The organism is Pseudomonas sp. MF6747, assembly GCF_963890955.1.
Classification (GTDB): Bacteria; Pseudomonadota; Gammaproteobacteria; order Pseudomonadales; family Pseudomonadaceae; genus Aquipseudomonas.
This window is the reverse complement of the sequence record NZ_CAWPSZ010000009.1, coordinates 164,648-176,434: the sequence shown is the minus strand read 5'-3', so window position 1 is coordinate 176,434 and position 11,787 is coordinate 164,648. Positions and strand designations below refer to the sequence as shown.

Annotated in this window: 11 protein-coding genes; 3 read left to right on the top strand and 8 right to left on the bottom strand. The window is 61.6% G+C overall.

Annotated elements, in window-relative coordinates:
- The first annotated feature begins 692 nt into the window (after positions 1-692).
- Entirely contained in the window at positions 693-2,105 is a 1,413-nt protein-coding gene (locus AACW30_RS11215) for an aspartate aminotransferase family protein (RefSeq protein ID WP_200625027.1), read from the top strand.
- Between the two features lie 83 nt (positions 2,106-2,188).
- Positions 2,189-2,413 (top strand): MbtH family protein, encoded by a 225-nt coding sequence (locus AACW30_RS11210; protein WP_028617283.1) that lies wholly within the window; start codon positions 2,189-2,191, stop codon positions 2,411-2,413.
- Positions 2,414-2,526: 113 nt separating this feature from the next.
- Here AACW30_RS11210 and AACW30_RS11205 read toward each other — a convergent pair whose 3' ends face one another.
- From AACW30_RS11205 to minC, 8 genes are all read right to left on the bottom strand, one after another.
- Positions 2,527-3,873 carry an amidohydrolase gene (locus tag AACW30_RS11205; protein WP_200625026.1) on the bottom strand — a complete coding sequence of 449 codons (1,347 nt, stop codon included), beginning with the start codon at positions 3,871-3,873 and terminating at the stop codon, positions 2,527-2,529.
- 16 nt (positions 3,874-3,889) lie between these two features.
- Positions 3,890-6,055: a mechanosensitive ion channel family protein gene (locus AACW30_RS11200; protein WP_200625025.1), complete on the bottom strand. Its 2,166-nt coding sequence runs from the start codon at positions 6,053-6,055 to the stop codon at positions 3,890-3,892.
- A gap of 72 nt (positions 6,056-6,127) precedes the next feature.
- Entirely contained in the window at positions 6,128-6,304 is a 177-nt protein-coding gene (locus AACW30_RS11195; RefSeq protein WP_164487957.1) for a hypothetical protein, read from the bottom strand.
- A 210-nt stretch (positions 6,305-6,514) separates the two neighbouring features.
- Positions 6,515-7,804, bottom strand: a complete 1,290-nt coding sequence (locus AACW30_RS11190; protein ID WP_094951467.1) for a M18 family aminopeptidase — start codon at positions 7,802-7,804, stop codon at positions 6,515-6,517.
- A gap of 170 nt (positions 7,805-7,974) precedes the next feature.
- Positions 7,975-8,610 carry an RluA family pseudouridine synthase gene (locus AACW30_RS11185; protein ID WP_106576508.1) on the bottom strand — a complete coding sequence of 212 codons (636 nt, stop codon included), beginning with the start codon at positions 8,608-8,610 and terminating at the stop codon, positions 7,975-7,977.
- Between the two features lie 96 nt (positions 8,611-8,706).
- Positions 8,707-8,961, bottom strand: a complete 255-nt coding sequence (minE, locus tag AACW30_RS11180) for a cell division topological specificity factor MinE (RefSeq protein ID WP_003175252.1) — start codon at positions 8,959-8,961, stop codon at positions 8,707-8,709.
- A gap of 3 nt (positions 8,962-8,964) precedes the next feature.
- Positions 8,965-9,777, bottom strand: coding sequence for a septum site-determining protein MinD (gene minD, locus AACW30_RS11175; protein ID WP_003175251.1), 813 nt, complete (start codon positions 9,775-9,777; stop codon positions 8,965-8,967).
- 199 nt (positions 9,778-9,976) lie between these two features.
- Positions 9,977-10,714, bottom strand: coding sequence for a septum site-determining protein MinC (minC, locus tag AACW30_RS11170; protein ID WP_200625024.1), 738 nt, complete (start codon positions 10,712-10,714; stop codon positions 9,977-9,979).
- Positions 10,715-10,831: 117 nt separating this feature from the next.
- Here minC and AACW30_RS11165 point away from each other — a divergent pair, with 117 nt between their 5' ends.
- On the top strand, positions 10,832-11,767 hold the full coding sequence (locus tag AACW30_RS11165) for a lipid A biosynthesis lauroyl acyltransferase (protein ID WP_200625023.1): 936 nt from the start codon (positions 10,832-10,834) through the stop codon (positions 11,765-11,767).
- Positions 11,768-11,787 lie beyond the last annotated feature (20 nt).

Genomic DNA, 11,787 nt, shown 5'->3' with positions numbered 1-11,787 from the left:
CTTGAATCCGTGGGCCGCCGCGACGGGCCATCCATGGCCCAACACGGCTAACCCGGCGTCCTGCCGGGTTACCCACGGATTCAAGCCTGCGTTCGGCCAGCGTGGTTGACGGGGCCTGTCAGATCAAAGTCAAAAGCAGATCAAAAGCAGAGCACGGCGGCCTGGTAGCCGACCTGAGTGGTTGAAGCAAAAGCACAGCAACACACCTCTATCTGATGCACTGCGATCCAAATGTGGGAGCGGGCTTGCTCGCGAAGGCGGTGTGTCAGCTACACATGAGTTGACTGACCCACCGCCTTCGCGAGCAAGCCCGCTCCCACAAGTTGACCGAGTGCAGCTGCCAGCATCGCAGTGCTTGGCTTTTCTGTGGGAGCTGGCTTGCCTGCGATGCAGACAACTCGGTGTGTCAGGCACACCGGGTTGATGCCATCGCAGGCAAGCCAGCTCCCACATTTGTTTGAGTCCCAGCTTCCAAAATCAGGTCGCCTCGCTTTCGCTTTTGATCTAACCACAAGGCCGCCGTAAGAGCGGAATCCCTATCCGCCATTACCAAAAAGCCGGATATCCCCCGACCTCAAAAAACCATAACAAGCCTAAATCCCCCACCGCCTGGTGCGTCTCCAGAACATGAAATCCGCGCGCGCGCGGATCGCCAGTTTGGTCACCCCACCCGCGTATTGAGGGATCGAGAGATGTCAGTCGCTACCAGCCGTATCGAAGACGCCCCCGTGCACGCCAGCCCGGCGTCCGCAGAAACACTCTACCAATTCGAAGAAACCCCGATACTGGCCCGGCAACGCCAGCAGGAATCCAACGCCCGCAGCTACCCTCGGCGTATCCCGCTGGCGCTCAAGCGCGCCAAGGGCATCTATGTGGAAGATGTCGAAGGCCGCAGTTTTATCGACTGCCTGGCCGGCGCTGGCACCCTGGCGTTGGGCCACAACCACCCGGTGGTGATCGACGCCATTCAGCAGGTACTGAGCGACGAACTGCCGCTGCACACCCTCGACCTGACCACTCCGGTGAAAGACCAGTTCGTGCAAGACCTGTTCGGCCTGCTACCCACCGAACTGGCACGTGAAGCAAAAATTCAGTTCTGCGGCCCCACCGGTACCGATGCCGTCGAAGCCGCACTGAAGCTGGTGCGCACCGCCACCGGGCGCAGCACCGTATTGTCTTTCCAGGGCGGTTATCACGGCATGAGCCAGGGCGCGCTGAGCCTGATGGGCAGCCTGGGGCCGAAAAAGCCCTTGGGCGCTTTGCTCGGCAATGGCGTGCAATTTCTGCCTTATCCTTACGACTACCGTTGCCCCTTCGGCCTGGGCGGCGCCGAAGGCGTGCGGGTCAACCTGCATTATCTGCAAAACCTGCTCACCGACCCGGAAGGCGGCGTGTTGTTGCCGGCGGCAGTGATTGTCGAAGTGGTGCAGGGTGAAGGCGGCGTGATTCCGGCCGATCTCGACTGGCTGCGCGGCCTGCGCCGCATCACCGAGCAAGCCGGTGTGGCGCTGATCGTCGATGAAATCCAGAGCGGCTTCGGGCGCACCGGCAAGATGTTTGCCTTCGAGCACGCCGGCATCATCCCGGATGTGGTGGTGATGTCCAAAGCCATCGGCGGCAGCTTGCCACTGGCGGTGGTGGTGTATCGCGACTGGCTCGACACTTGGTTGCCGGGCGCACACGCCGGAACATTCCGTGGCAACCAGATGGCGATGGCGGCGGGCTCGGCGGTGATGCGCTACCTCAAGCAACACGACCTGGCCGGCCACGCCGCCGCCATGGGCGAACGCCTGGGCGAGCACCTGCGCATTCTGCAGCGCGACTTCCCGCAGTTGGGGGATATTCGTGGGCGTGGGCTGATGCTCGGCGTGGAACTGGTAGACCCGAGCGGCGCAGTCGATATCCAGGGCCATCCGCCTGTGCATCGCCAACTGGCGCCGCTGGTGCAGCGCGAATGCCTCAAGCGTGGCCTGATTCTGGAGCTGGGCGGCCGGCACGGCAGTGTGGTGCGCTTCCTGCCGCCGCTGGTGATTACCGCCGCCGAAATCGACCGCGTTGCCGAGATCTTCGGCCGCGCCCTGGCGGCAGCGGTCGCCACCCTCTAATTTTTCGCACGCTTGGTACGTTTCTACAGATATCAGCGCTGCGCGTGGTGCGCAGCCAGTTCTATGAGCGATGGAGAACAGCAATGACCTCAGTATTTGACCGCGACGACATCCTGTTTCAGGTAGTGGTCAACCACGAAGAGCAGTATTCCATCTGGCCCGACTACAAGGCCGTGCCGGAAGGCTGGCGCACCGTGGGCAAGAGCGGCATGAAGAAAGAGTGCCTGGCTTACATCGAGGAAGTCTGGACCGACATGCGCCCGCTGAGCCTGCGCCAGAAGATGGATGGCGCTGCGCTGGCAGGCTGACCCGCTGCAAATCCAATGTGGGAGCGGGCTTGCTCGCGAATGCGGTGTATCAGCTGGCCCATTCGGTGACTGGCCTGCCGCATTCGCGAGCAAGCCCGCTCCCACATAAAGCGTTATTGCGGTGGGTTGGTGTACAGGTAATCCGTCGCCAACGACGCCAACGTCCGTACCCCCACCACCAGCGCCGACTCATCCACAAAGAAGCCCGGATTATGATTCGGCGCCGCTTTGCTCATGTCCTGATCCCTCGGCGTCACCCCCAGAAACACAAACAGCCCCGGCGCTTGCTTGGCATAAAACGAAAAGTCCTCCGCGCCGCCCACCAATGGGGCCTGCACCACATCATCCCTGGCCGCCCAGCGCAGGCTTGGCAGCATGCGCTCGGTCAGCGCCGGGTTATTGATGGTCGGGTCGTACTTCTCGATGATCGTGACTTCGGCCTTGGCGCCGCCACTCTCGGCGATTTTCTCTACCGTCTGGCGCACGTCGGCGTGCAGCTTCTGACGAATGCCGTAGTCGTAGGAGCGAATGGTGCCGCTCATGTCCACCGACTCGGGAATGATGTTGTAGCGCGTGCCGCCGTTGATGGTGCCAATGCTCACCACCGATGGAAATGACGAGATGTCGGTGCGACGGCTGACCACGGTTTGCAGGCCGACAATGGTCTGCGCGCCGACGGTGATCGGGTCGATGCCGTCCCACGGGCGGCCGGCGTGGGTCTGTTTGCCGAGGATCTTGATGCGCAGGTCATCGGAGCTGGCCAGGGTCGGGCCCGGGCGGTAGGCGATTTGCCCGGCAGGCACGCCGGCCCACACATGCAGGCCGAACACGGCGTCGGGCTTGGGCGCTTGCATCACGCCTTCCTGCACCATCATCTTCGCGCCCCAGGTGTTTTTGCCATCGGGGATAAAGTCGCTTGGGCCTTCTTCGGCCGGCTGGAAGTAAAACACCACCGTGCCCGGCAGACGGTCGCGCATGCCAGTGAGAATCTTCGCCGTGCTCAGCAGGATTGCGGTGTGGGCGTCGTGGCCGCAGGCGTGCATCACGTCGACTTCCTTGCCCAGGTAGGTGCCCTTGGCTGTGGAGGCGAAGGGCAGGTCGGCGACCTCCTTGACCGGCAGCGCGTCCATGTCGGCGCGCAGGGCGACGGTGGGGCCGGGCAGTGCACCTTTGAGGACGGCGACGACGCCGGTGCGGGCCACGCCGGTTTTTACCTCAAGGCCCAAGTCGCGCAGTTGCTTGGCAACCAATTGGGCCGTGCGCGTTTCGGTGTTGCCCAATTCGGGGTGGGCGTGGATATCGCGGCGCGTTTCCAGCAGGGCCGGTTCGAGGATTTTGGCCTGGGCGGCGATTTCCTCCCGGGCACTGTCCTGGCCGCTGCTGGCGGCAATCACGGCGCTGCTGGCGACCGCGCACAGTGCACCGAAAACCCAGGGGTGTGTCAGACCATTCAAACGCATAAGCAGCTCTTCCTTTTTATTGTTGTGGATCTTTCTCCTGCACGGAGCCTGCGGTCACCACCTGCACGCTCAAGCGCGGCGTGGCCAGATCCAGCCCGGCCTCGTCCAGATGGCGCTTGAGCGACAGGTTGAAGGCCCGCGAGACTTCCCACTGCTTGATCGGCGCAGTCTTGAAGCGCGCCCGCAGGATCGCGCTGCCGGATTCAAAGCTTTCCACGCCTTGAATCTCCAGCGGCGACCAGATGTTGCGGCGTTGCAGTGGGTCGTTGCGCATTTTTTGGCCGACATCGCGCATCAACTTGATCGCGTCGTCGATTTCCATGTTGTAGGGGATCGCCACGCGGAAGATCGCGTAGCCGAATTCACGCGAGTAGTTCTTGATGCTCTTGATTTCGCTGAACGGGATGGTGTGCACGATGCCGTCGATGTCGCGCAGGCGCACGGTGCGGATGGTCAGGCCTTCGACCGTGCCGAGGTGGCCGCCGACGTCCACGTAGTCATCAATCGCCAGGGAGTCCTCGATGATGATGAACAGGCCGGTGATCAAGTCCGCCACCAGCGACTGCGCACCGAAACCGATGGCCAGGCCGATCACACCGGCACCGGCCAGCAAGGGCGTGACGTTCATGCCCATGTTCGCCAGCGCGACGATGGCGGCAATGATAAAGATGGTCACGAACAGCACGTTGCGGATCAGCGGCATCATGGTCTGCGCGCGAGCGTTGGCCAGGCCTTTTCGCGAACGGGTCAGGGCGTGGTGGATGGCGGTGTCGCTGAGGATCCAGATCAGCCAGGCAAACAGCAGCGTGCCGCCGAGGCCGAACAGCTTGACGCTGATTTCATGGCCGTCACCTTCGGTAAACCGGATCAGCGACAAGCCCCATACGCGCAGGCCCAGTTCGATAAACACCAGCCACACCACCAGATGGGCCAGGGTATAAACGAAGCTTTTCAGGCGCTCGGAGTACAGCGCATGGCGCTTGTGCCCACGCTGCGGCTTGAGCGCGTGACGACGCACCAGGCCGTTGATCACCATGCACAACACCAGCAACACCGTGCACAACAATGACTGACGCAGGGCCGTGCTGGTGTCGCCGGCGGACAGGAAGGTGGCAAACAGCGAGATGCCCACCAGCAGCAGCGCCGGCAAATACCAGAAGCTGCCGATGATCGAGAGTGTGTCGGTGAGGGCACGACGCGTCAGGCGGCGCGACAATGGCTGGTTGCGGATCAGGTGCGCGATGGGCCGGCGGAACCGCAGGATAAACACGCCGGTGGACAGCGCGGCCATCACATTGGCGATGGTCGCCGCCGTGTGGGCGAGATGCTGACCGAGGGCCTGCATCATCCGCGGGTCGCTCAGCGCCTCGCCAAAAGCGGCAAAGCTGCCGATCAGCCACAGCGGGCGGAAGGCCTGATGACGCAGGATGTACAGCGCGCGGTGGCGGTGCGGGCCGTCGAGTACCGAAAAGGCAATCACGCAGATGGCCGAGAAGCAGGTACCGACCACCAACGCGTAAGCCAGCACCATCGCCAAGGATTTACCCAGCGAAGAAGGCAGGGCGTAACTCAGGTACACCGTGATCACCAGCGCGATCAACCACGGCCCCAGTTTGCGCAGGGCGAAGCGCAGCATGTCCCAGGTGCGCGGGTGTTGCGGCAGTTCCTCGGGCAGCCCGAAGCGCTCGCGCACACGGTGGCTGAGCCAGATCAGCGCCGCGGCCAACAGGCTCCACACCGCCAGGATCACGGCAAAACCGAAAATGATTGGTAGCCATTCACTGGCGGGCAGCATCAGGGCGCCGAGTTCATCCTTGGCCAGGTCGACCTCGTTGGACCATCGTTGCACCGGGCTGTCGGCGCCGGAGAACTGCTGCTCGAGGCCGGACAGCGTGCTGCCGATCAACCCGAGCACGCCTTGTTCGGCGGCGGGTTGGGCTTTTTGCGTGGCTTCGCGCAGTTTCTTCAGGTCGCTCAACAGCTGGGTGCGCTGCTGGTCGTTTTCGAGGGTCTTGATCACTTCGTCCAGCGACTGCCCCAGCGGCACATCGGCCTGGGGTGGAGTCTTGTTGGCGCTGCCAAGCAGGCCGGGCAAGCCCACGGCTTGGGCAGGCGCTATTGGCAGCAACATCAGCAGGGCGATCAGGCAGTAAGAGGGCAGAGCAAAAAGACGCGAGAGCACGAGGCGGTCAACCTTGAAAACGACGAATTGACGGAGTGTACGAGGCCGTTATGCCCAATGCGAGTGCATTTGTCATTCCGCCAGTTTGGCGAGGATCTTGTACACCACGGTGCCGAGGATCAGCAGCATGCCAATCCACATGCCAAACACGCCGACCGGCTTGTCGCGAAAGTTGAAGCCGACGGTCAGCAGGATCATGCCGATGATGATCGGGATGAGCATGGCGTGGAAGGAGGACATGGAGATCATGGGGCGACGGCCTTGTCAGAGTGGGAATACTGACAAGTCTAGGTCGGATTGCTAGAAGTGGGCGTGATATGGGTCAGGTTTGTGCCTGACCAAATGTGGGAGTGGGCTTGCGCGCGAATGCGCAGCGTCAGTCACTGAATCTGTTGACTGATGTACCGCATTCGCGAGCAAGCCTGCTCCCACATTTTTGACTGCGTTCAGCCTTTCAGATCAGGGCAGATCGCGGCTCGCATAGAACGCGCCCAGCACCTTCACCAGGTGCGCCAGGTCGTGGCTGCCGCACAGTTCACGGATCGAGTGCATGGCAAACGTCGGCAGGCCGATGTCTACAGTGCGCACGCCCAGGTGGCTGGCGGTGATCGGGCCGATGGTCGAGCCGCAGCCCATGTCGCTGCGCACCACGAAGCTCTGCACCGGGACTTCCTGGGCCATGCACAGGTGGCGGAAGAAGCCGGCGGTTTCGCTGTTGGTGGCGTAACGCTGGTTGCTGTTGACCTTGATCACCGGACCCGCGTTGAGTTTCGGGCCGTGGTTGGCGTCGTGTTTCTCGGCGTAGTTGGGGTGTACACCGTGAGCATTGTCCGCTGACACCAATAGTGATTTCTGAATGGTGCGTACGAATTCATCACCCTCAGGCAACAGGCGGCGCAATGTCTGTTCCAGCATCGGGCCATCGGCACCGCACGCCGAGCAGGAGCCGACTTCTTCGTGGTCGTTGCACACCAGCACGCAGGTTTCGTCGGTTTCGCTGGTGAGCAAGGCTTGCAGGCCGGCGTAGCACGACAGCAGGTTGTCCAGGCGCGCACCGGCGATGAAGTCACCATTGAGGCCAATCACCGCGGCGCTCTGGGTGTCGTAGAAGCTCAGCTCGTAGTCGAGCACCACGTCGGCGTTCAAACCATGTTCACGCGCCAGTTGCTCGGTGAGCACGGCGCGAAAGTCCACGCGTTCGTCACCGGCAAATTGCGCGAGGATCGGTGGCAGCTCGGTCTGCGCATTGATCGCCCAGCCCTGGTTGGCTTCACGGTTCAGGTGAATGGCCAGGTTGGGGATGATGGCAATGGGCAGCTTGAAGTCGATCAGTTGGCTTTCGACTTTGCCGTCACGGCGGAAGGTCACGCGGCCGGCCAGCGACAGGTCGCGGTCGAACCACGGCGCCAGCAGCGCGCCGCCGTAGACTTCCACGCCCAATTGCCAGAAGCCTTGGCGTTGCAGCTCCGGCTGGGGCTTGACGCGCAGGCACGGGCTGTCGGTGTGGGCGCCGACCAGGCGAATCCCGCCTTGCAGCGGCGAATGACGACCGAGCTTGAAGGCGATGATCGACGAATCGTTACGGGTCACGTAGTAACGGCCGTTGGCCTCGGTGGTCCAGGTTTCGCGCTCGTCGAGACGCTGATAACCGGCCGCTTCCAGGCGCTGGGCGAGGGCGGCAGTGGCATGAAAAGGAGTAGGGGAGGCCTTGAGGAAGTCGATCAGGCCTTGATTCAACGCTTCGCGCATAAATAGCTCCAGACAGCAATGCGCGGAGTTTACCGTTCGATGGCGAGAACTGCACATAACAAATGTGGCAGCGGGCGTGCTCGCGAATGCGGTGTGTCAGTCACTGAATGTGTATCTGATACACCGCATTCGCGAGCAAGCCCGCTCCCACATTTAATGCATTGCCGACTTTAGAACGGTGCAGGGCACTCGAAGCGCAAACGCTCGCCGCTCTGTGGATGGGTAAAGCTCAACATGCTCGCATGCAGGCACAAGCGCGGCCAGGCGGCCAGGGCTTGCTCATGGGCGTACAGGCCATCACCCAGCAGCGGGTGGCCGATCGACAGCATGTGCACGCGCAACTGATGCGAACGCCCGGTGATCGGCGTCAGCTCGACGCGGCACCAGTCGCCGCAACGCTCCAATACCTTCCAGAAGGTCAGCGCGTGTTTACCGAACTCGTGGTCGACCACATGGCGGGGTTTGGTCGGCGGGTCGTAGCGCAGGGGCAGGTCGATGCTGCCGCTGTCCAGTGCCGGCTGGCCCCACGCCAGGGCGGTGTAGGCCTTTTCGGTTTCGCGGTCGTGAAACTGGCGCGACAGTTCGCGGTGGCTATCGGCGTCCCGCGCGAGCAGGATGATCCCCGAGGTTTCCCAGTCCAGGCGATGGACAATACGGGCTTCGGGGTAGCCGTTTTCCTGCAGCCGGGTGATCAGGCAGTCCTTGTTGTCATCGGCACGGCCGGGCACCGAGAGCAGCAGGGTCGGCTTGTTCACCACCAGGACAGCGTCGTCCTGGTGCAGGATATGGATAGTGGACAGCGGCATTAAACAGCCTCGTAACAAACGCCAACGGCGGCTCGCCCACCCGGCTCCCCAACAGGGATCAAGGTGACCGAGCCGCCGTGGCGGCCGCCTGTTCGATTAACGATCAGGCAGGGTGATATTGAGTTCCAGAATCGAGCAGCTGCCGTCGTTTTCCAGGGCGACATGCACGTCATCGTTGCCGATATTGACGTACTTGCGGATCACCTCGACCAGTTCCTTCTGCAAGGCTGGCAGGTAGTCCGGGGTGCTGCGTTGGCCGCGTTCGTGCGCCACGATGATCTGTAGACGCTCTTTCGCTACCGACGCGGTACTTGGCTTTTTGTTGGCGCGAAAGAAGTCGAGAAATTTCATTGTTTAGTTGCCTCCAAAGATACGCTCGAAGAATCCCTTCTTCTTAACATCGAGGAAGCGATGTTCCACGGTCTTGCCCAGCAAGCGATCAACGGCATCGCTGTACGCCTGGCCGGCGTCGCTCTGGTCGTCAAGAATCACCGGAACGCCCTGGTTGGAAGCCTTCAGGACGGCCTGGGATTCCGGGATCACGCCCAGCAGGGTCACTGCGAGGATTTCCTTCACGTCTTCAACGCCAAGCATTTCGCCGTTACTGACGCGCTCAGGGTTGTAGCGGGTGAGCAGCAAGTGCTCCTTGATCGGGTCCTGGCCTTCTTCGGCGCGCTTGGACTTGCTGGCCAACAGGCCCAGCATGCGGTCCGAGTCACGTACCGAGGAGACTTCCGGGTTGGTCACCACGATGGCTTCATCGGCAAAGTACATCGCCAGGTGAGCACCGGTTTCGATACCGGCCGGCGAGTCACATACCACGTATTCGAAAGTTTCTTTGAGTTCGGCGAGTACTTTGCCTACGCCTTCTTTGGTCAGCGCGTCTTTGTCGCGGGTCTGGCTGGCGGCCAGTACGTACAGGTTCTCAAGGCGCTTGTCCTTGATCAAAGCCTGTTGCAGGTTGGCTTCGCCGTTCACCACGTTGACGAAGTCGTACACCACGCGGCGTTCGCAGCCCATGATCAGGTCGAGGTTACGCAAACCGACGTCGAAGTCGACGATGACTGTCTTGTGGCCGCGCAGAGCGAGGCCGGTACCGATAGCGGCGCTGGTGGTGGTCTTACCCACACCACCCTTGCCGGATGTAACCACGAGAATCTTGGCCAAGGTGTTTCACCCCTAAGGAAAAAGGACTTTTCAGCCCCTGAAAAACATCTCTTGGAACTCGCTGCAGGCGGACAGCCTTTGTAGGAAAAGATGTGGTTTCCCAAGGGGAAACGCCAACTTCGAATATTCCTACGCAAATCTTGCCGGTTTCGCTGTGCTATCAGAGTCTAGAGATGCTTGGAAAATGCGGCAGTATCCGTTAAAGACGGATGATGTTCAACACATCGCCCGACAGGCTGACTTGTACCCCGGCCCCCCACAGCGGATCACGGCGCAAATCTTCTGAAACCTTGTACTGGCCTGCGATGGACACTAGCTCAGCGGTCAACTGCTGGCAAAAAATACGCGCCTTGGTATCACCCTTGATGCCGGCGAGGGCACGTCCGCGCATCGGGCCGTATACATGGATGTTGCCATCGGCGAGAAGTTCCGCGCCCGGACTGACAGGCGCGATCACCACCAGGTCGCCGCCCTGGGCGTAAATCTGCTGCCCGCCGCGTACGGGAGAGGTGATGATCTTTGTAGGCTTGACGGTGGGCTCCGGCGGTTTCTCCGGTTTTTTCTTCACTTCACCTTCGCTCGGGTCCAGCGGTCGCTCGCGGGCACCCGACGGCGGCAGTACTGGCAGTTCAATAGCGATTGCCGCAGCGATGTCTTCAATACGGCTGGCGCGAATCGCCAGGGTGCGCAAACCATGCGAGCGGCAAACGCGCATCAGCCCGGGCAAATCAATCGCGCCCTGGCCGGCCGGGAGTTTGTCCAGGGCCAATACCAGCGGGGCATTGTTGAAGAAGTTCGGCGCCAGGGCGACCTTGGCGGCCAGTTGGCGGTCCAGGGCATTGAGGTCATTGCGGGCCAGTTCCAGCACGGTAATGGCGAGCATGCTGCCTTTCAGCTGGAACACGGGATCTTGGTCTAGCGGTTCGGTTTGGCTCATGGTCGGCAAAAGCGGCTTGTCACGAAAAGTGTCGAGACTTATAACGAGAACATCCACGGGCCGCAAGCCGAGTCGAACGTTGTAGAATGCGCGGCCCTGTCTTTACCGGAATCTGTAATGGATCGCCCGCGTTTTCGAGCTGTATTTTTTCACCCGCGTTTTTGGCTGCTATGGCTGGGGCTCGGCCTGCTGTGGCTGATCACCCAGTTGCCATACCGCGCGTTGTTGACCATTGGTCGTTTATTAGGCGCGGGCATGTACCGCGTGGCTGGCGAACGCCGCCGCATCGCCGCGCGCAACCTGGAACTGTGCTTTCCGGAAAAATCCGCCAAAGAGCGCAAGAAGCTGCTCAAGGAAAATTTCGCCTCCACCGGCATCGCGTTTTTCGAGATGGCCATGAGCTGGTGGTGGTCACGTCAGCGCCTGGCACGCCTGGCCCATGTCGAAGGGCTGGAGCACCTCAAGCAGGCGCAGCTGGATGGCAAGGGTGTGATTCTTATGGCCCTGCACTTCACCACGTTGGAAATCGGCGCAGCGCTGCTCGGCCAGAAACACACCATTGATGGCATGTACCGCGAGCACGGCAACCCGCTGTTCGACTTCATTCAGCGCCGTGGCCGCGAGCGGCATAACCTCGATTCCCTGGCGGTAGAACGCGAAGACGTGCGCGGCATGCTCAAGTTGCTGCGCGCCGGCCGCGCCATCTGGTACGCACCGGACCAGGACTACGGCGCCAAGCAAAGTATCTTTGTGCCGCTGTTCGGCATTCAGGCCGCCACCGTCACCGCCACCAGCAAATTTGCCCGCCTGGGCAAGGCGCTGGTGGTGCCGTTCACCCAGGAACGCCTGGCCGATGGCAGTGGTTACCGCCTGGTGATCCACCCGCCGTTGACCGACTTCCCGGGCGAAACCGATCAGATCGACTGCCTGCGCATCAACCAGTGGGTCGAGGCGTCGGTTCGCGAATGCCCTGAGCAATACCTGTGGACCCATCGGCGCTTCAAGAGCCGGCCACCGGGTGAACCCAAGCTGTACGAAAAACGCCGTCGATAACGCTTTCTGCCCCACATGGA